17 protein-coding genes are annotated in these 20,784 nt (G+C 54.1%); 4 read left to right on the forward strand and 13 right to left on the reverse strand.

The features are described from left to right. Nucleotides 1-3: 3 nt before the first annotated feature. The 5 genes from cas4 to BMX66_RS09315 are packed head-to-tail and all read right to left on the reverse strand — an operon-like array spanning nucleotide 4 to nucleotide 6,183. The gene (gene cas4 / locus BMX66_RS09295; RefSeq protein ID WP_255398888.1) at nucleotides 4-600 is read right to left on the reverse strand and encodes a CRISPR-associated protein Cas4; all 597 of its coding nucleotides are present in this window, start codon (nucleotides 598-600) and stop codon (nucleotides 4-6) included. A 38-nt stretch (nucleotides 601-638) separates the two neighbouring features. Then, nucleotides 639-1,556: a type I-C CRISPR-associated protein Cas7/Csd2 gene (gene cas7c / locus BMX66_RS09300; protein ID WP_199679309.1), complete on the reverse strand. Its 918-nt coding sequence runs from the start codon at nucleotides 1,554-1,556 to the stop codon at nucleotides 639-641. A gap of 3 nt (nucleotides 1,557-1,559) precedes the next feature. Then, on the reverse strand, nucleotides 1,560-3,269 hold the full coding sequence (cas8c, locus tag BMX66_RS09305) for a type I-C CRISPR-associated protein Cas8c/Csd1 (protein ID WP_090881449.1): 1,710 nt from the start codon (nucleotides 3,267-3,269) through the stop codon (nucleotides 1,560-1,562). Then, nucleotides 3,266-3,949 (reverse strand): type I-C CRISPR-associated protein Cas5c, encoded by a 684-nt coding sequence (gene cas5c, locus BMX66_RS09310; protein WP_255398889.1) that lies wholly within the window; start codon nucleotides 3,947-3,949, stop codon nucleotides 3,266-3,268. Before cas5c ends, cas8c begins: the two co-directional genes overlap by 4 nt. Then, nucleotides 3,946-6,183 (reverse strand): CRISPR-associated helicase/endonuclease Cas3, encoded by a 2,238-nt coding sequence (locus tag BMX66_RS09315; protein ID WP_090881689.1) that lies wholly within the window; start codon nucleotides 6,181-6,183, stop codon nucleotides 3,946-3,948. The genes cas5c and BMX66_RS09315 overlap by 4 nt, the downstream gene beginning before the upstream one ends. Before the next feature lie 458 nt (nucleotides 6,184-6,641). Here BMX66_RS09315 and BMX66_RS09320 point away from each other — a divergent pair, with 458 nt between their 5' ends. From BMX66_RS09320 to BMX66_RS09330, 3 genes are all read left to right on the forward strand, one after another. Further along, nucleotides 6,642-7,682, forward strand: a complete 1,041-nt coding sequence (locus BMX66_RS09320; protein ID WP_090881452.1) for a phytoene/squalene synthase family protein — start codon at nucleotides 6,642-6,644, stop codon at nucleotides 7,680-7,682. 130 nt (nucleotides 7,683-7,812) lie between these two features. After that, entirely contained in the window at nucleotides 7,813-9,495 is a 1,683-nt protein-coding gene (locus BMX66_RS09325; RefSeq protein ID WP_090881455.1) for an MFS transporter, read from the forward strand. Between the two features lie 237 nt (nucleotides 9,496-9,732). Then, nucleotides 9,733-10,023 (forward strand): hypothetical protein, encoded by a 291-nt coding sequence (locus BMX66_RS09330; RefSeq protein WP_090881459.1) that lies wholly within the window; start codon nucleotides 9,733-9,735, stop codon nucleotides 10,021-10,023. A gap of 180 nt (nucleotides 10,024-10,203) precedes the next feature. On the opposite strand, the gene BMX66_RS09335 is transcribed toward BMX66_RS09330, so the two are convergent. The 8 genes from BMX66_RS09335 to BMX66_RS09370 all read right to left on the reverse strand — a co-directional run bounded on the left by BMX66_RS09335 (nucleotide 10,204) and on the right by BMX66_RS09370 (nucleotide 19,832). Further along, nucleotides 10,204-11,403 (reverse strand): ABC transporter permease, encoded by a 1,200-nt coding sequence (locus BMX66_RS09335; RefSeq protein WP_090881461.1) that lies wholly within the window; start codon nucleotides 11,401-11,403, stop codon nucleotides 10,204-10,206. A gap of 37 nt (nucleotides 11,404-11,440) precedes the next feature. Beyond that, entirely contained in the window at nucleotides 11,441-12,652 is a 1,212-nt protein-coding gene (locus BMX66_RS09340) for an ABC transporter permease (protein WP_090881463.1), read from the reverse strand. 218 nt (nucleotides 12,653-12,870) lie between these two features. Then, on the reverse strand, nucleotides 12,871-13,341 hold the full coding sequence (locus BMX66_RS09345) for a thermonuclease family protein (RefSeq protein WP_090881465.1): 471 nt from the start codon (nucleotides 13,339-13,341) through the stop codon (nucleotides 12,871-12,873). 274 nt (nucleotides 13,342-13,615) lie between these two features. Continuing rightward, the gene (locus BMX66_RS09350; protein ID WP_090881467.1) at nucleotides 13,616-14,287 is read right to left on the reverse strand and encodes an ABC transporter ATP-binding protein; all 672 of its coding nucleotides are present in this window, start codon (nucleotides 14,285-14,287) and stop codon (nucleotides 13,616-13,618) included. 100 nt (nucleotides 14,288-14,387) lie between these two features. Continuing rightward, complete coding sequence (locus tag BMX66_RS09355; protein ID WP_090881691.1) at nucleotides 14,388-15,542, reverse strand: efflux RND transporter periplasmic adaptor subunit; 1,155 nt, start codon at nucleotides 15,540-15,542, stop codon at nucleotides 14,388-14,390. A 147-nt stretch (nucleotides 15,543-15,689) separates the two neighbouring features. Then, nucleotides 15,690-16,850 (reverse strand): DNA polymerase IV, encoded by a 1,161-nt coding sequence (gene dinB, locus BMX66_RS09360; protein WP_090881469.1) that lies wholly within the window; start codon nucleotides 16,848-16,850, stop codon nucleotides 15,690-15,692. A gap of 51 nt (nucleotides 16,851-16,901) precedes the next feature. Next, nucleotides 16,902-19,403 carry an ABC transporter permease gene (locus tag BMX66_RS09365; protein WP_090881472.1) on the reverse strand — a complete coding sequence of 834 codons (2,502 nt, stop codon included), beginning with the start codon at nucleotides 19,401-19,403 and terminating at the stop codon, nucleotides 16,902-16,904. A gap of 72 nt (nucleotides 19,404-19,475) precedes the next feature. Next, on the reverse strand, nucleotides 19,476-19,832 hold the full coding sequence (locus BMX66_RS09370) for a winged helix-turn-helix transcriptional regulator (RefSeq protein WP_177168768.1): 357 nt from the start codon (nucleotides 19,830-19,832) through the stop codon (nucleotides 19,476-19,478). A gap of 171 nt (nucleotides 19,833-20,003) precedes the next feature. Here BMX66_RS09370 and BMX66_RS09375 point away from each other — a divergent pair, with 171 nt between their 5' ends. Continuing rightward, the gene (locus tag BMX66_RS09375; RefSeq protein ID WP_090881476.1) at nucleotides 20,004-20,714 is read left to right on the forward strand and encodes a glutathione S-transferase family protein; all 711 of its coding nucleotides are present in this window, start codon (nucleotides 20,004-20,006) and stop codon (nucleotides 20,712-20,714) included. Nucleotides 20,715-20,784 lie beyond the last annotated feature (70 nt).

The following is a 20,784-nucleotide window of genomic DNA, read 5'->3' on the forward strand; positions in this document are numbered from 1 at the left end:
ACGTTACTCCGGTAAAAAAAGAGACGAGCGCAAGATTGCTTGCGCGGGCTTAGCCATTAGTGCTTCCGGTTGGCAAATCTCCTTCAACGAACACTCCTTGCAGCGTGCATCATTCGCCGGCGGTGGTAGTTTGCCGGACACCAGCAGCGTGCGTATTGCCGCTGTTATCTCTTCCACCTGGCAGCGCAACGCATCAGTAATTATCACTTCCCGCCGACGTCGGGAAGTGTGGTGGTAAATCGCTCCGCGAGTAACTGATGTGCCAGTCATTTCTTCCAGACAGAGTGCCTGCGCCGCCAACTGCAAATTGTCATGCGCTTTAGCTTTGCGAGGACCATGCTTGGTCTCAACCGGATAGATGGTGCCGTCGTGACGAAACTCTACGGCATCACATCGGCCCGTTAATCCGAGCCGATCGGACCAGATCGGCAACGCACGTTCGACACGCGCGCCCGGCTGTGTTTCCCATCCCGGCTCATCAACACGAGCATGAACAGCGTCACCTCTGGCTGTATGGACGTTGCTGGAGAATTGCTGCTCGACATGAATCAACGCACACTGACGCGGACAATAGCTGTAATGCTGAAGTGCCGAAATCATGATCGGCTCGCATTCAGCTACCTCCTTGCTTTGATCCATTATCCCGCTCTACGAATCAAACTAACACCGGCAGGTAGTTCCGCATCATTGATGTGCATTCCATAATCGTCGAAATCGCGTGGCGCCGCTACGCTCTCCTTTAGCTGTGGACGAATACGGGCAAACAAATCATGGGCGCGAGCGTTTCCTAATTCGCTATCGTGCTTGAAAACGTACAAACCCCGAGTGGACATTTCGCCTCTGGCCGCGGAACGGTCATGTTCGAACATCTGCTCAAGCGCTTGCCAAAGCAACTCCAGGTCATCTTCCCCAAAACCAGTTTGCTTGGCGAGAAAGGATGATACAAACCCATGGGCCATGTAGAGGCCATAAGGAACGGTAAACTTGCGGCCCATAGTGCGGTTATCACCGCCCTGCTTCTCAGCCTCGGCTTCCGTGGAAACAGCCATGCGGGTAATCGAATGCTCCAGCGTAACAATTGGGTCAATGGAACGGGCAAAGGTTAGCTGCACCGGACCACGAACCTGACCACAATTTACTCCCAATGACATCACCGCGCCAAACGTGCGCACGTCAAAAAAATTGCGGCACATCCACCGACGCGCCTCATCAACTGCGTCGCCCCCCTTGCGTTTCTTGTCGTCACCTTCAAGCAGTTCCGGCTTGCCAATACCAACGTATGCACGTTTGTGCTGGTTGTTCAGAACGGCCTTTTCTTTAACGTAAATCTCAAACCTCTTTTTCTCACCTGTTAATGATTCGGTTATTTCAGTTTGATCCTTCGTCATGCCGACGAAATTGCGCACCTTGCGTTTGAGGCTAACATCGGTAACCAACCCGCGTCCGGATTCAGCATCCAGGCGTGGCAAATTGCCCGCGTCCGGATCACCGTTGGGATTGCCGTCTTTTACGTCAAACAGTAAAACGAAGTCGTAACGATTGTTCAGTGCCATGATTTTTTATTCTCCCTTGTTATTGGATGGGGTGGATTCAGATTTCGTGAAAAAGGCTTGCCGCTGATGGTAATAGCCGATGGCGAAACGCCCTTGGTCGGCAAGGCTCAAATGCTGCGGAAAATCAGTAATCTCGGACATGATCTGACCAATGAGTTTTTCAAAGAAACGTTTACGCCCCTCTTCCAGCTTAGCGAGGTGGTGATTTTTAAGCTTCATCAGGTTGGCGAATACGGTAACCGGCGTGCTGGAAGCCGCCCCGTAGAAACGGTCTCGAATAGTGGCGCCTGGATTGATTGCTTCCTCCTGCACTTTTTCCAGGGCAGCAAATAGGCGCCCGATACGGTAGCCCGCATTATTGTTACTTTCATCGAGTGACACGGTGATCTCCTTCTCTTGAGTTCGGGAATAACGAATCTGCCGGTTCAGGCAGGCTTTGATAAGGGCTGCGCGTGGGTACTTAACTTCCTGCTCTGCACGGATGCGGCGAATGACCGCTTGCAACAACGTTGCGGGATAAGGCAAGCCGGCAAGAATTGCACGCATGAATTCGCCAGCAAGGTTGGGTGTGATGTTCTCTGACTTTCCTTGTGCAGCGGTGGAAACCAACAGCCGGAAAAGCGAGAGATGAGGTTTTTCAAAATTGGCGTGGGTAATGTCCAGATCGTCAAAGTGCTGCCGAATATGCACCGACATGTCAGCAATCGTGCCAATCAACCAGAAGCGGATACTTATGCGTGCCGCATTGGGAGCAAGACCAAGAACGTAAAAGTGGGTGGCACCATGACAATTGCTAAATGCTCCCGTATTTGGAGATTTAAATAACGCCTCTACGGCGCGTGTTTGTTTTGTCGGATCGTCTTTCGGTGGCTCATCAAACAAGTCGGCAAAAATATCCTCAAGCTCCGTATGCCGTTCCGACCAAAATACAGTTGAGGCATCACCCACTTGGATGCGCTGGTTGCTCTCCTTACTCAACAGATAATTGAGCGCCGTGGTATATGCGAAGGCAGCACGCTTTCCAACAGGAGCGTTTGCTCCCTGCTCCTTACCAAATGAGTTAAAAGCATCCTTGTTGAAAGAGACGATATTTGCGCCACTGGTTTGCGCATCGCGAACACCTCTGATAGCCGTATGGAGACGCTCGAAGCTATCAGCACCCCCAGTAATTAGACACCGTATCTGGGTTGTATCGGGGGCCTTATTTTCCTCAAGTGCCGCCCTAACCGCAGGGCGTTGGCAAATCAATTCGAGATCACCATTCAATCTGAAGGTCAGAACAGGATTTGTTTCCAAAATTTCTGGCCAGAGCAGATCGGCTTCCAACCGTGTCTTATCTCCTGTTTTGAAAAACAGGCTCACAGCTTTTAACCCGGTATCTTCTATTTTGAAAAACAACTCTTCCAAACGTGCCTGAAACGCCGCACATTGTTCCTGGACCCTATCCGGTTTACCGCGGCTAGTAACGCCCAACACGTATTCAGCGTTGTCCCACAGTATATTGGCAGCAATACCAGAGGTTTTTTTCTCCCCTTGGGGCACGAGAAAATTGCGAGGAATCCTCTTCTTTCCCTCAACATTGCGCGTATCCTCAATTTGCACGACCTTGCCAGCATGATCAATTTCGATCACGAAGGGAATGCCCTTTAACTCAAAGCCGGCGCGTGGCAAATCCGGCTTACGCTCGTAATAATCGCATAGCGCTTGAAGAATCATTCCCGCACCTCCACCTTGGCTAAATCAAGTACGCCGCTTTTCAGTTCGGCACGAAAGAAACGGGGGTTAGGACTAGCGCGGTTGCCGTAATTCATGTCGTACAGCATCCAGCCCAGATCACGGCTTTCCCCAATAGGTGCGGGCAACGCGTCGGGGCTATCAACCAGTTGGAAAGCAGCGGCAAATTCGCGGCAACCCAAATAAGGCTGGTTCACGCATTGGCCTTTGCTTGCGCGACGCTCGAACATGTCAAGAAATTTTCCGGAAGTATTGTTCTCACCAGCATTAGGAAGAAGCTCAAACCCGGCATGGATGCGGTAAGCGACATCGCGGAGGAATAGCCCTGCACGTTGCTGGCGCTCATCTTCTATGTAGAGCCCGAGGTCGCCACTACCGCTGTTCATAGCCGCCTGGGCATTGCGGGAAGACACTACCGCACCCACTTCATTACGCCGCAAGGTAATCCACTTGATCGGCTTCAGTACTTCGATCTTCATTACTTGCCAACGTACTGCAGGCTTCCACAAGATTGCTTCATATATCGCGCGGGCGGCGGAAGGCGTGATGACGTCATAACTGACACGCTCCACCTTCATTTCAGGCCGAGTGAAACAGGCAAAATCACCTATTACCTCCAGACAAAATATCTTCATTTTTTTTCTTCCCTGGTTAATGTTCATGCAATCAACTCATCGGGTGCGATGCCGCCATCAATCACTACACCAATAGAATCGTCATAAAGTCTGTCCCCCACTTGGGCGTAGATACCGGGCTGGACTTGATACACATCATCCTGCCTTTCCAACTGCGTGAACAGGTATTTGGGTATGTTAACGGCATAGCGTTGCAGCTTACGCATCAGGTCCCGCTTCGGCCCAATGCTTGCCAATTCGTCGAGAAGCTTTGGACTCGTTCCGTACCGGACCAAAATAGTCTGATAGGCGCTATCGTCGATCAGCCGGAATTTTTGCGCAGCGGTACGAAACTGAATCTGGCCTTGCCGGGCGTCACTGGTAAGAAGATTAGTGATACGCTGCTTGTCCAATGAGGGCGCACGCACGTAGAGATGTTCGAAAAACTGCCTGGCAAGATTACGCCCCAGAACATTCCGATCGGGTCCAGCCAATAAGCTGACCGAAATTTGCGCTGCTTGACGCAATAAGCCAGGCGGGGCCGGAGTTGGCGGCACAAAAATTACAACCCTCCCAAGGCTATTCAATTTACCTTCGCGATTGCATCTTCCTGCCGCCTGAGCAATGGAATCCAATCCCGCCAACGCGCGATAAACTATCGGAAAATCGACGTCTACCCCGGCTTCCACCAATTGGGTGCTAATGACGCGTAGCGGCTCCTTTCGTTTTAGCCGCGCCTTGATGTCGGCAATGACACGGCTGCGATGTTCACCGCACATTAATGCGGACAGATGCAGCGTATCTTTGGGCATAAGCCGGTGAAGCTGGCGCGCATCATCACGTCGATTGACTATGCAGAGTACGCTTGGATGTTGAACCAGCTCCGCCGACAAACTTTCCCAATCGCGTGGTGTGTTCAAATCGCACGGAATATCGACCTCTACCCGCTTTAGCGAGCTATACAGCGCTTCCGGATCGTCGATGATTTCACTCAGATTATCCAGGCCACGAAATGACTGTTCGCCGAAACACTGGAATGATTCGAGCTTGGGCTGAGTAGCAGTGGAAAACAGGAAGGTAACTCCGTAGTGAGCCGCTAACAGGTTCATTACATCAGCAATGGGCTGAAGAAATTCCGGTGGAAGCAACTGGGCTTCGTCCAAGACGACCACACTATTTACAATATTGTGTAACTTGCGGCAGCGACTGGTGCGGGAAGCAAATAAGGATTCAAAGAACTGAACGTTAGTCGTTACTATGATGGGAGCATCCCAATTTTCCGTAGCCAAACGAGAGCGGGCTCTTTCATCTTTGTCCGGGTCCAGATTGGCGTGATGCTCAACTACGTTCTCGCCAAATATCTCGCGAAATATTCCCGCGGTTTGTTCGATGATGCTGGTGTACGGAATAACATAAATTACTCTTTGTTTGTCATGAAAACGGGAATGCTCCAAGGCGAAGGCCATACTTGCCAATGTCTTACCTCCGCCTGTAGGCACCGTAAGGGAAAACAAACCTGGCGCGACGCAGGCCTTATCACGGCACTGGCGTAAAATATCGTTACGAATAACGTTGACCGGCGTGGGTTCAGCTTCGGAGGCTTTTCTCTCCATGTACTGGTCGAAGTCAGCCACCAAACTGGTCACATTACGGTAACCCACGCGTGCAGACGCTTTTTTGTCGTCCATGAACGCTTCGGTATCCAGAAAATCCGCATCCACGAGGCAGGAAAACAGCATGCGCAACCACAGTGCCAACCCGTCTGCTCCACCTGGGGACTTGCCCAACGGCGCTATACCCGGATCAGTTATTGCACCCGGAATCTCCGAGAATGGTAATGCCTCCAAATGCTCTTTGGCTTCCAAACGGTGTGCCAGCGCCGCTGCTCCAGTTTCCGAGGAAGACCAGTCCGGCAAGCCTGCATGATGGCCTGCAATCAGATAAGCCAGAAATCTCCCCTTCGCACCAATTTTTTTACAGGCGTAGATTGCACCGGCTGATGAATGATTTACTCGACCCGGTGAATCCTCAATATGTGCATCTTGCCGATCATAGCCGCTGGCTGATCTTATATAATCCTGAAAGCTCGGTGAATATTTGCCAAGGTCGTGCCACAAACCTGCCAGTTCCGCCCATTCGCCAGCACCAAAAGCGTGAGCGTATCCTGCTGCTAAACGGGAAACCTTTAACAGGTGATCATTCAATAAATGTTCATGCCAAACGCCATTGGCATCTTTCTTCACATGGGCCAGTATGCGATAGATCACCGGCATCTCTTCCATTTGGCTCTCATCCGTCATTATTAGCGCAACTCTCTCCACTCACCCATATGCTGAAAGCCTATTACTATTCGTATGGCATATATAAGTATCATTTTGATACTATGTCTCATCAATCTCCTTCTTGCAATTGGACCAAGGTACTACTTTCGGGCTTGAGATTATCTCTGCGTTTGTTGTTCCAAGTGGAGATGTTAAGCATGCTGCTTTCGATGGGTTGCGCTGCGCTCCACCCATCCTACGGCAGATACTCGAATAGCATACATGATGAATCTAACGTGGTTTTACATGAACTCCAAATGATCGCCTCTTTTGGTGGGCTTCGTTAACCCATCTGTTTAAATTCCAAAGCTTCTCTCGCCCCTGAAATACCAGTCCGAAAAACGCGCGTCTTGACCTTCAGGCTCGGCAGCATGTAATGTTCGCCCCTTGTTGATGAGTCGTTGTTGGAATTCCTATCTTTGAGTACTCTCCCCGCTACAGACGAACTTCTTCACGGTATCCTCAAGCAGGTTTCCCGTTCGTTTTATCTCACGCTTAATGTGCTGCCGATTGGCGTGCGCGATCAGATGGGACTGTCGTATCTCTTTGCGCGCGCAGCGGATACCATCGCGGATACCGATCTGATCGACCGCGCGCAGCGGCTGAAATACCTTAATCAGTTTCGCGCGCAGTTCACAACCGCCGGGATTGACTGGAAAGCCATTCAGGAGATTCAAACCGCGCTGATTCCTCATCAGAAGGACTCCGGAGAAAGTATTCTTCTACAGCGACTGGAAGACTGCTTCAGGCTGTATGAGGAATACCCCGCCGGCGATCGGGAGCGAATCCAATGGCTGATGGAGGTACTGCCCGAGGGGATGGAAATGGACCTTACCCGCTTTCCGGGGGAATCCAGCTCGCAGCTCACCGCATTATCCACACTGGACGAGTTGGACCGGTACACTTACTATGTCGCTGGGTGTGTGGGTGAATTCTGGACCAGAATGGTCTGTGCGCATCGGCCGACAATGGACCGGTGGAACGTCGAAGAGATGTCCGCCGTTGGGGTGAGATTCGGAAAAGGGCTGCAACTCACGAATATTGTCAAGGACATAGCGCGCGACCTGCATAATGGCCGCTGCTATGTGCCGGAGTCGCTCCTGGCCGAAGCTGGGTTGAAACCAGCCGATTTGCTGATTGAAACCAATCTGCCGAAATTCAGGCCGGTGCTGAACCGGCTCATCAGGCTCGCCATGGAGCACCTGGATCAAGGCTGGATTTATACCATGGCGATTCCTGTCTCCGAGATCCGCCAGCGGTTGGCTTGCATCTGGCCGATATTATTGGCCGGCGAGACATTGAAACGTGTCGCGATTGCGCCTGACTTGCTTGACCCGGCCGTTAATATCAAAGCGCCCCGCAGCGTTGTTTATCGTGTGGTAGCGCTGACGACCCTCACTTGTGCCAATGCCTATGTGGCAACTACTTATTGGGATAGCCTCAGAAAGCAGGTTGCCTGAGCCGTAGATGAGGGTCCCCGGCATGAATCGACGATGAACGCCGGAGGTCTGAGGGGCCGAGATTTGAGCTCTGACGTTTGAGCAAGATAAAACAGGGGTTGTACCCCAGAATTTTTGTCGTGCCGCATCCATGAATAAATCTCCAGAAAAACCTGGTTCTCTGACAACCGCACCTCCCGCCATCGGATTCATCGCTACCGCGGGACGATGGCTCGACGTCAATATTCTTGCACTGGGGCGCGAAATGCGACTGTCCTATCTACCCCCGCTCATGGTTTATGCCGCAGCCGGGATTTCCGGCCTGACGGCTATCGTCGGCACGTTTTACGTCAAGGAGCGATTGGGGCTTTCAGCCGAGTTTCTGGCGGCGCTCGGGTTCTGGATGATGCTTCCGTGGGCCTTGAAGATGCCGCTCGGCCATCTGGTCGATCTTGTATGGCGATGGAAGAGCCTGCTCGTATATCTGGGCGCAGGCTTGATTACGGTGAGTTTGGTGATCATGATCGGGTTGCTAGGGCACCTTGATGCTATGCGCGCTGTCGCCACGGTGGAAGCCTGGTACGTCACATCGGCACTGCTTGCGCCCATCGGCTATGTGCTTCAGGATGTTGTGGCGGACGCCATGACAGTGGAAGCGGTTCCCAGGGTGGATGCGAACGGCCATCCGTTGACGCTTGAAAATCGCAAGTCCATGCATGTCACCATGCAAACGCTAGGACGTGTTGCCATCATCACCGGGGGGATTCTCGTCTCCGTGGTGAATGTTTTTGTGCTGCAAGGCGTAGGCGAATTACCCGAGGCGCAGAAAGCGGCCGCTTATCTTTTCGTCTACGAGCTCGCCTTGATCATCCCGCTGGTTTCGGTTGCTGGTGTTTTATTCGCTTCCTGGCTACGGCGGCGCGACGTGGCGCGACTCGTCACGCAAGGGCATAGCCGCCACGAAGCTGAAGCGCTGCTCGGCGCCTACGCGGACCCTCCTCCGGTCAACTGGTGGATTCTCGGCGGCGGACTGGCCTTTACCGCGATATCGCTGAGTGTGGGCCTGAGCCGTATTCCCGGCGGTGAAGAAATAATTTTTGTCGTATCCATGGCAATCGTTCTATTTCTGATGTGGCGACTGACTGGCGAACTGGAGCCCGAAGCGCGCAACGTACTGGTGGGTACGGCGATTTTGATATTCGTTTTCCGGGCAATGCCCTCGCCTGGCGCCGGCTCGACATGGTGGATGATCGACAGCCTGGGTTTCGATCAGCAGTTTCTCGCCGCATTGTCGTTGATCGGGGCAACGCTTACGCTCGCGGGAATGTTCATCTTTCGCCGCTTCATGGCGGAACGTTCGATTGCTTATATCATCGGTGCGCTCACCATCGCGGGAACCCTGCTATCGCTGCCGATAGTAGGCATGTATTTCGGCTTGCATGAATGGACCGCCTCCGTTACCGGCGGTGTCGTTGATGCGCGATTCATTGCCGTGATCGATACCGCGCTGGAGTCGCCTCTGGGCCAGATCGCCATGATCCCGATGCTCGCCTGGATCGCCAACTCGGCGCCCGAAAGGCTCAAGGCTACTTTCTTTGCGGTGATGGCATCGTTCACCAATCTTGCCTTATCCGCTTCGCAGCTTGGTACGAAGTATATGAACCAGATTTTTGTGGTGACGCGCCAGGTAGAAGATCCTGACACTGGCAAGATCGTGGTCCCCGCCGATTACAGCGAGCTGGGTCTGCTGTTGATCGCAGTGACCATGATCGGCTTTGCGCTGCCATTGCTGTCTATCGTGTTGCTCAAGCACACGCGCTTCCGCAATGCATGATCCGCTCAGGCTATCGGATATTTTATACGTTCAGCATATCATCGCAGGCACCTGCCGCGGTTAAGTCAATGGCATTTCCAGCCGCCTGGCCGTCTACTTGACATTATCTCAACCGGAGGACATCATTCGAAGGGTGAGGTCGAGGAATTACTTATCGATCCGATCACGATTCCGAGCATCGCGCAAAGCCGCTGATTTCCTCTCCTTTAACAATCCTCCTGGACCTGGAGAAAACCCATGCTGCGACAAAAAGGCCGCGTAAATTTATTTGCGCTGCTGCTGATCATTTTTGCGGCAGCAATGGCATACTGGCTCTGGCGAGCCCATGCTCAGGTGTCCCTGGAAATCGAGCTTGCATGCCGTCTGCCTTCCGCCGAAGCCTGCGCTGCCGCAAAGGCACGTTATACGGATAGTTTTTTATCCGCATGGCTTTCGCAAATGTTCCCGTGGATTCTTCCGTTCCTCCCTGCCTTTATTTATGCATTCTTTTTTCGCTGGCTGCGGAAAAACAAGCAGGCCGGCACTTAAGGAATTCCTTACCACGGTGTTGCGGTTGATTGAAGGTAATGAAATATGTGTTGGCGGAGTAAGGCACTCGATGGTTCGGAATGGCAATAGTTGAGGTATTACGTGAGTTCGCATACGGCGCAATACGCTCCGCTGTTACGCCCTGCAACTACTACAACTGCACCTCCTGGTAGTAACCTTTTATTCCGTTCGAAGCGCTTCGATTGGATTTAACCGTGCTGCTCGCATGGCTGGAACGACACCGGCGGCAAGACCGATCAGTATCGAGATTCCCAACGCCCCCAGGACATAATCCCATGGGGTGTGTACTGGCAGGCCAACCTCCAGGGACTTTATCAGCCAGGCGACCCCGGTGCCGATAGCCAGACCGCCCAGTCCGCCCAATGTAGCGAGCAAGGTGGATTCCATCAGGAACAGAATGCGGATGCGCGCTCGCGTGGCGCCTAGCGCAGTGAGCAGACCGATCTCGGCGACGCGTTCGGTCACGGCAATATGCATCAGCGTGACCATGCCCACTGCCCCGACCAGCAAGGATATCCCGCCAAGTGCGGCAACAGCAAAGAGCAGCACATCCAGCACGGTATTTAGGGTTTTCAGCATTTGCTGTTGTGGCGTGATGGTGAAATCCTCACGGCCATGCCTTGCAACCATGATGCGGCGGATATCGTCAACCACGGCTTTGAGGGGAGCGCCGGGCCGATAGGCAATATTGATTTCCATCACACCCTCGCGATTGAAAATTTCCAGTGCGCGTGTGGTGGGAATGAACACGGTATCGTCAAGGTCGAACCCCAGCACCTGTCCTTTTGACTCCATGACGCCGATCACCCTGAAGCGGGATGTGCCCACCTGCAACTTGGCGCCCAGTGGATTGGCGTTGCCGAACAATTCTGTGCGCACCTTGGACCCGAGCACCGCGTAAGCACGCGGGTTGCGGGGATCATCTGCAGGCAGGAACTGGCCTGTTGACACTTTCATATTGAAGGCGCGTGCAAAATCCGGGCCTTCACCGTAGACCGTAACCCGGCGGCTGCGTCCACGGGCGCTGATTTCCGCGTTACCGATCACGCCGGCATTGACGTATTGCGGATAACGCGAAGCCTTCAGTGCCAGCGCATCTTCAATAGTAAGCAGCCGCGCGCTCCCTATCGCGCCCAGCGATGCGCCATGCGTGCTGATTTTGCCCGGCGTGATGGTTATGATGTTGGTGCCGAATTGAGTGAACTCCGACAGCACAAATTGATGGATTCCTTCACCGATAGAGGTCAGCAGGATGACTGCCGCAATCCCGATCCCAATGCCCGTTGCGGACAGGAAAGTACGCAGCCGGTGCGCGGTGAGCGAGCGCAGAGCAAAACGCAGCATATCGATAGCGCTCATTGCTTATTTTCCGCTCATTTTTTCACTCATTTTCCACTCATTTTCCACTGAGCGCTTTCACAGGATCAAGCCGCGCCGCGCGCGCGGCAGGCAAAAGGCTGGCGAGCAGGCCTGTCACGAAGGCAACTGCAATTCCCGCAATACTGGCCCAGGTCGGGGGCCAGGCGGGAAGCTGAGGATAGGCCAGACGGATTAACAGACTACCCAGCTGTCCGAGTGCAAAGCCGGTGATAGCGCCCACCAGTGACAGCCAGACTGCCTCCGCCAGGAACAAACGATGAATATCGGCTGATGGGGCGCCTATGGCTTTCAACAGCCCGATCTCCGATGTGCGCTGGCTGACCGCCACCAGCATCACATTCATCACCAGAATACCGGCCACGGCCAGACTGATGGCGGCGATGCCGGCCACGCCGAGGGTCAACGCCCGCAGAATGCGGTCGAAGGTGGCCAGCACAGCATCCTGGGTAATGACGGTAACGTCTTCTTCACCATCGTGGCGCTGTTTCAAAACTTCGCCTATCGCTTCTTTGGCGGAAATGAGGCCACCACGGCTTTTGGTTTCAACCAGTATACGAAAGAGCGACGAAGTGTTGAAAAGCGCCTGGGCATAATTAATGGGGATAACGACGATTTCATCGGAGTTGAAACCCATTGATTCCCCTTGGGGCGCAAGCACGCCGGACACCAGAAAACGCCGGTCACCAAGCCTCACCCGCTGTCCGACGGCATGGCTCTGAGGAAAGAATTCCTGGGCAAGCTTTGCACCGAGAAGAATCTGCGCGCTGCCCCCTCCTTTCCCTTTTTCTTGTGCCAGAAAGCTGCCCTGCGCGAGCTTCATGTGCCGTATGGGCAGTATGTCCGCCGTGCTGCCCAGCACGGTAACTTCGCGCAGACGGCCGGCGGCCACAAGTTCCGCAACGCCAACGTTGAGGGGCGCATAGCGCCTGACCTGGGGGAGATGGCCAAGCGCCCTGGCATCTTCCAGGGTCAAATCGCGCGGCGTCTGCCCTAGTGCAGCACCAGGAAATCCACCCGACGTTTCCGCTCGTCCAGGCAAAACAGCAATCAGATTGGTACCGATTGAGGAAAACTGGCCAACCACATAGCGCCGTGCTCCGTCCCCCAAAGCAGTCAGCACTACCACTGCCGCCACACCCAATGCCATCGCCAGAACGATGAGCAGTGAACGGGTTCGATAGCTCGCAACAGTTTTTAGAGAAAACTGCAAGGTGTCGCGCAGTTTCATGTGCCTTGGAACTTAAGTTGGAACATGGCTTATCTCTTTATGCTGAGCTACAGGCTAGCAGCCTGTCGGACTTGAAGAATCGAAGCGAAAAAGTGACTGGGTGAGGACAGATTTTGAGGATTTTGAAGGCCAATAGTTATTCTATTGGCCAAAAAAGCGGCGAAATATGGACCAGCCAGACGCTTTTGCAGCCGATTTCCTTTAAGTCCGACAGGCTGCTAATCCCACATTTCGCGCCATTTCCATGGCGGCCGCGCATGGGGATCGGCCCATAATCCCCGCTTAGCGACCTTGGCTTCTTCCTGCAGAAGATTGAGACTGGGATCTTTCACATACCGGTTGTATACCCAGGCCAGGCCGCGCTTCACCTGTTCTTCGCCTGCATCGAAATCTCCACAGCGAACCTTGGCAAGCATGCGTCCATATTGATCTTTCCCTTTCGGAGTCACTGTCACCTGCTCCCAAAAACAGAGGTCCGAAAGGGACTGTTTTGCATCTGCGCCGAACGGCTGGTTTTTTTCCGGGGCATCGATTCCAGCGAGGCGCACTCTTACCCATTTCTTGTCTATTACCACTACCAGATTATCGCCGTCAGAAATATTGATTACCTGGCCGGTAATATCCGCATAGGCGAACTGGGGAAAGAAAAAGAATATGACCAATGCAAGGCCAACAAAGGTATGCTGCATTATGGATGCCTGCTTCTTGCTCGTAGTGTTCTGAAATTGTTATCAATACCGTCAACGGTAGTGGCGGCTATCAGCCTGTGGCCGGTGGACCGAACTGCCGAATATTTCGGTCGAGCCGTGCGGTATTATCAATTGAATTTTTTGGCTATTCAATAGGGATGGAGGAATCGAGGGACCAAGGGATCGAGCTTCGGATCGGTTAGTAATCCAGGCCTCACAACCTGTCTCATACATCCGGTTCATCTCCACAGTAACTTGTAATTTTATGGGCTGTTCATTTTTCGTCAGCCACAATTTCACCATCCCGCATGGCAATGTGACGAAGCGCCCGTGCGCCCAGCTCCCGATCATGAGTAACGACGATAAGTGTCGTTCCCGCCTTGTGCAGCCGTTCCAGCAGCGCCATCACTTCCGCGCCGATGCGGTGATCGAGATTGCCGGTGGGTTCATCCGCCAGCAAAGCTGTCGGCCGCAGGATCGTCGCACGAGCGATCGCGACGCGCTGGCGCTGGCCGCCCGATAGTTCCGCCGGCCGGTGTGCGGCGCGATCACCCAGATCGAATCCCAGCAGAGCTTCATTTACACGTGATTTTCGCTCAGCAGGAGCAATGCCTTCAAGTATCAATGGCAATTCAATATTTTCCGCCGCCGTCAACCTTGGCACAAGATGGAATGACTGAAACACGAATCCGATTTTCTCTCGCCGTACGCGCGCCTGCTCGGTCTCGGACAGGCTGGTGACATCCTCTCCGTCCAGCTCATAGCGGCCGCTATCGGGTTGATCGAGTAATCCTATGATATTGAGCAGGGTGGATTTGCCGGATCCGGAGGGGCCCATGATGGAGACATATTCACCGGATTCGATCTCCAGATCGACCCCGGCCAGCGCGCGCACGTCCTGATCTCCCATATGAAACACGCGTGAGATGGCGGCAAGGTGAATCATTCTTGGAATTATCAGCGGGATGGGCGGATTGAGGCGGAACCCGCCGGGATTGGCACGATTAATCGAAGCTCGCAGCCTCTATTTATCCTGCGACCGGAGATCATGGCTCGGTCGCCTTTTCCCTGATTTGCATCCCGGCTTTCACGTCTTCCTCATCAGACGAGAGCAGCACTTTGTCGCCTTCCTTCAGGCCGCTGATAACCTCGGTAAAAGCCCAGTTGGCGAGGCCGGTTTCCAGACTTCGCTCGGCTAAACGGTTCTCCTCATCGACCACCAGCACCTTGCGGTTTTGCCGGATTGCCTGTGTCGGCACACGCAGCACGTTGTCGTGCCGCTCTATGACAACCTCGACATCGGCACTGTACCCCACCAGCAGTGCATGTTTCGGTATCTCTTCAAAATCTACCTCGACATCCACGGTGCGCGCCTGTTTCTCGACCTCGGTGACGTAGGGCGCGATACGCCTCACTTTTCCGTCAAAAACCTGACCGGGAAGCGCATCCAACGTAATGCGTGCAAATTGCCCGGTTTTCAGTTTGGGCGCGTCAACCTCATCCATTGGCGCAGTAACGTACAAACAGGTGTCGTCTATCAGGTCAACCGCTGGCGGCGTAGGGATACCCGGTGGTGAGGGTGTGGCGTATTCGCCAAGCTCGCCGGTAACAAGCGCCACAATGCCCGGGAATGGCGCGGTCAAAACTGTACGCTCCAGTCCGGCTTGCGTCACACGGACTTGCGCCTGCGCGCGTTTCACGTCTGACTCGGTTGCGTCGCAATTGGCCTGCCGGGCGCGCGCTTCCGCATCCGCATTCTCCCGGCTCTGGGGACTGACGAAACCTCTGTCGGCAAGCTGACGAGTGCGCTCAGCTTCGCGGTGCGCATTTTCAGCCAAGACACAAGCTTCGCGCCGGCGTCCCTCGGCTGTCGCAAGTTGCCGGCGGGCCAGGTCACGCTGGGCGGCAAGGTCAGTGTTCCACAGTTCCAGCAGCACCTGCCCCTTTTCCACGCGGTCCCCTTCTTTTACCAGGAGCCTGACAATCTGGCCACCCGATGCCGGTGCAAGCTTTGCGCGGCGGCAAGCTGTTATGGTTCCCGCCCGCGTATTTACCACTGTGGATTCCACAGTGCCACGCTTGATGGTGGCAAGTTCAACCTCTATCGGTTCGGGACGTGTTGATAACCAGATTGCGTAGCCCCCCACCGCCAGAATCACTACAACGATTAGAAGACGGATCAGTGTTTTTGTTGTTGGCATGACAAGCAGAATAAATTGCGTGGACGCAATGTAACATTTCAAACGACATACGGGACCGCCTCATCTGTAACCGAAGTCGTCACCGACACAATATCGCGATGGTTGGTTTGACTCGCTCGCCATTGCACGCCATTAAGCGGGCCAACCTTACCCGGCATTCATTATGGTCAGCGGTAGTTCTCTCTGGTGCATCACGCTGGCGTTCTGCGAAACGCTGCCTGAAGATAATGAGCTGGCGCGCACGCCCAGCAATCGCAATTTCCGTTTGAGCGGGGCCCGCCGCAAGCATTCTTCAGCCGCACGGCGGATCGCAACGGCATCTGCGGCAGGACAGGATAACGTAATATCGCGGGTTATGGTGCTGAAGTCCTCAAATCGCAACTTGATACCGACTGTGCGAGCCGTGTAACCCCTGCGCTGGAGGTCTTGTGCCAGATCTGTACACAGGGCGGTGAAAATTTCCGACAAAAGAGGACGGTCCCGGCGGACATGAAGGTTGCGCTCGAAAGTGGTTTCGCGGCTGATCGACTTGGGTTCGGAGTTTGTAACTACCGGGCGCTCGTCTATACCACGCGAAACATCGTGTAACCAGCAGCCGTAGCTGCGGCCGAAGTGCATCTGCAGAAAGTCAGCGTCGGCTCGCGCCAATTCGGCGATGGTGGTGATCCCAAGCGCAGCCAGCTTTTGGGCCGCTTTAGGACCGATTCCATTGATTTTTCGAACAGGGAGGGGCCAGATCCGGCTCGGGATATCCGCCAGCGCCAGGATCGTGAGGCCATCCGGTTTTTCCAGGTCTGAACAGATTTTCGATAACAGCTTGTTGGGCGTCACTCCAATGGAACAGGAAAGGCCGGTGCTTTCCCGCACAGCCTGCTTGATGCGACGTGCAAGCATCTCCGTCTCGCCCGATAGCTCGGTCAGGTCGATATAAATCTCGTCAATGCCCCGGTCTTCGATGTGGGGAGCAATATCGGCAACCGCTGCCTTGAACAGGCTCGAATAATGCCGGTAAGCGGCGAAATCCGCAGGCAGCAGGATGGCGTCGGGAGCCAGGTGTGCTGCCTTCATCAGACCCATGGCGGAGGAGACGCCAAAAACGCGGGCTTCGTAGGTGGCCGTGGTTACGACGCCTCGGCCGGCATAATCCCGCAAGCGCGTGAAGCGCTTGCGGCCGTCTTCGAGCAGTATCGGTTGCCGATCGCTCCGTCCGCCGATAACGACCGGTAGCCCACGCAATTCTGGGTAGCGAAGCAATTCAACCGACGCATAGAACGCATCCATATCAAGATGAGCAATACGTCGGCCCATTTTGCAGCCTGCCCGATCAGAACGGAACCGGCAAAATCTGACGGTGTTTCATCAAATCTTGCGTAATGTCATGAGCGGCGGCGTTGAAAGCGCCGCGCGGGTTCCCATCAACCCCGCCGCGGTCACGCCTACCATCCCCGTGAGCAAGCCGGTCAGCCATATCCATGGATTGAAAGTGTAAGCCAGATGCAACGCATATTCACCGATGACATATCCGAGCGCGCTGGCGCCTGCCGCGGCGAAAAGACCCGCAAGTCCACCCAGTATGGCAAATTCCGCAGCCCAGGCGCGCGCAAGTTGCCCACGCCTTGCCCCCAGGGTGCGGAATATGGCAGCCTCATGAATGCGCTCATCCTGAGTGGAAACGATGGCGGCATACAACACCGCCAGTCCCGCCAGCAAAGTAAACAGAAAAACAAACTCAACCGCATTGGTCACCTGTTCAATTACCTTCTGGACCTGGCTGATAATGTTCGCTACATCCAGCACAAGCAGGTTGGGAAAAGCCTTGATCAGTTCGTTTGTGACTTCTATCTGCTCAGGCGGCAGGTGGAAACTGGTCACGTAGCTTGCCGGATAGTTCTCCAGCACACCCGGCGGGGTAACCACGAAAAAGTTGACGCGGAACGAATCCCAGTTCACTTTTCGCAGACTGGTAACCTTGGCGGAAAATGGGGTGCCCGCGACGTCGTATGTCATCGTGTCGCCCACTTCGATGCCAAGCGTCTTCGCAATGTCCTCTTCCAGCGACAACTCCGCCTTGCCCCTCTCCCCGCTTTTCCACCACCGGCCTTTGACAATCTCATTGTCGCTCTGCAATTCATCCGTCCAGGACAGATTGAACTCACGCTCCACGAGCCGCTTTGCGCGAATATCGGCATATTCGTCCGATGCTACAGGCTCCCCGTTGATCTCTGTCAGACGTCCGCGCACCATGGGAAAGACCGGCGGCCGTTCCATATCGTGCTGGTCGAAGAAAGCCGCCAACGGCCGTAACTGGTCTACCTGGATATTTATCAGAAAATGATTGGGGGCGTCAGGCGGCAGAGTACTACGCCAATTCTGCAACATATCATCTCGAATGAGTGTCAGCGCGAGGAGCGCCATCAATCCCAATCCCAACGATACCGCCTGTACCACGCTGGAGGTTGCGCGCCGGCGGATGCTTGCCAGCCCATAACGCCACGCACCCGCTGTCTGACTGCGCATGTGCGATAGCGCTTTTAGCAGAAGGAATCCAAGCAAACCGAAAACCGCTATTGCCGCAATGAATCCGCCTATGACAGACGCCCCCAGGCGCACGTCGCCGGCTTTCCATAAAAACAGTGCCGACAACGCTATCAGCCCCAGCGCGTAGCCTGTGATACTAAAAGAATTCGGCATGCCGATATCGCGGCGCAATACCCGCAATGCGGGCACGCTTCGCAGGTTGAGCAGGGGTGGCAATGCAAAGCCGAGCAATAACACCATGCCGGTCAGCAAGCCGTGCACAGCTGGCCACACGCTGGGCCATGGCAATTCCGCTTCCACCAGTCCGGAAAGGAAAAAAGTCAATGCTTCCTGTGCGGCAAAACCAAGCAGGCAGCCAAGCCCGCTGGCGATCAACCCCAGCGTAAGGAAGTGATACAGGTACAGGCGCAACATCGCCCCCTGGCTTGCCCCCAGACAACGCATTACCGCGCAGCCGTCGAGATGGCGCTGGGTGAAGCGGCGTACGGCAAGCGCCGCCGCCGCTGCGGCCAGCACTACGCTTGCCAGCGCCGTCAGGCTTAGAAATTTTTCCGCCCGCTCCAGCGCCGCCTTGATCTCGGGGCGGGCATCGCGGATACCCTCGATTCTTTCTCCGAGCATCAAACGCGATTGGGCCCACTTCCTGAAATTCTCCACTTCACCGGATTCTCCCGAAACCAGAAGACGATAGCTGATCCGGCTGCCTTCCTGCACCAACCCGGTTGCGGGCAGGTCGGCCGCGTTGATCAATACGCGCGGGCGCAGATTGAGAAAACCAATGGAATAATCCGGCTCCTGCGTTATCAGAGCGGAAACGACAAGATTTGCCGCACCCACTTCAATTGCGTCGCCTCGCTTGAGATCGAGGCGGACCATGAGCTTCTCGTCAACCCATGCTGAGCCGGGCGAGGGAATCGAATTGGCGACTTGGGTAGTCTTGGGCGATACATTGCTGAAATCCTCACTGATTCGCAACTCGCCCCGCAAGGGATAACCTGCTGTAACCGCCTTGATTTCCGTCAACAGGCTGAATTCCCCCTTCGCAGTCATACTGGGGAATTTAAGGGCTGTTGACACATTCAGCCCAAGCCGTTTCGCTTCGTCGGCATAATGAGCAGCCAGTGGATGGTCGGAAAAAATTATCAAATCCGCCCCAAGCAACTGGTTGCCCTGGCGGGAAAGCGCCATTTGCACACGGTCGGCAAAAAATCCTACCGTGGTCATTCCGCCTACCGCGATGATCAACGCAATGACCAGTACGCGGAGTTCCCCTGCGCGCCAGTCGCGGCGGAGCATACGGAACGAAAGTTTCATAATATTCATGGGAGTGCTATGAATCCAATTCTCATTATGTACATTGAACTCATTTGTGATGTTCGTTATGCGCCAACTGCATTAGCCTTGCCCGACAGCGCGAAAGACCGACGTACCGGGGTAATGCTTCGTTCCCCATCTGCTTATCGCCTCCAATACAGGCCTCAGGTCCTTACCCTTCTCTGTCAGCACGTATTCGTAACGTTCGGGTTTCTGCTGGTAGGCCCGGCGGGTAACAAGACCAGCAACTTCCAGCCGCTTCAGCCGATGCGCAAGTATGTTCGAAGCGATATTTTCCGGCGAAGATATCAATTCCTGATAGCGGCGCTTGCCCAATACCAGGTCGCGAATGATCAGCAGCGTCCATTTGTCACCGAAGATGTCCAGCCCATTCGTAATAGGACATTGTGATCGCTCAAACATCAGTTTGTTATCCATGTCTTGTACCTGAGTCATAGCCCATCTAGCCGGAACTTGCATAATGTAATGCAGTAACTTGCATCTTGCAAGACAGTAAAGTAAGCTACCGCAACCTGCAATCCCGTCCGACTTGTGGATTGCAAGTTATAGTCCGATCGCATCCGCCGGACATGTCATAATGAGGCAGTCATGTTGATACTTTACCAATTCCAGCGTACCTGGGGTAATCCAAATCTCAGTCATTTCTGCTGTAAAACGGAAACATATCTGAGAATGGCGGAGATCGAGTATGACATAAAGACAACGCTTCCATTGTCTGCGCCAAAGGGAAAACTGCCTTATATCAAGGATGGCGATCTGAAACTGGCGGATTCCCGCTTCATCTTACGGCATCTTAAAACCAGATATAAAGATCTCGATAAAGGATTAAATCCGTCAGAGTCGGCACTGTCGTTAGCGATGCAGCGATTGATCGAAGAACATCTGTTCTGGGTCACGATGTATTCGCGGTGGCAGTATACGGATGCAAATTGGCAGGTCAACAAAAAAGCGGTATTCGGAGTTTTGCCGCCTGTCATTCGCGATGTGGCAGCCCTCGTCTACCGTTACAGGATCGGGCGGCAAATTTATGGTCACGGCATAGGCCGGCACAAACCCGAAGAGATTTTCGAGCTTGGCATGCTGGATATCGACGCGCTATCCGCATGCCTGGGGGACAAGAAATATTTTCTGGGCGATCAACCGACCACCCTAGATGCCAGCGCCTTCGGATTCCTGATCAATACTATTGCTTGCCCGATCGAATCGCCCGTCAAGGATCACGGCTTGTCGAAGAGCAATTTGAGAAATTACGTGGATCGGATCAAGACGGAATATTATGCCGATTTGCGGCAACCATAGTTCTGTTTTACCCGTCTAAAACACAGTTCAACCGTATAAAACCTTATTTTCCCTTGTCCCATGGAGTTCC

It is taken from the genome of Nitrosovibrio sp. Nv6 (assembly GCF_900110495.1).
Classification (GTDB): domain Bacteria; phylum Pseudomonadota; class Gammaproteobacteria; order Burkholderiales; family Nitrosomonadaceae; genus Nitrosospira.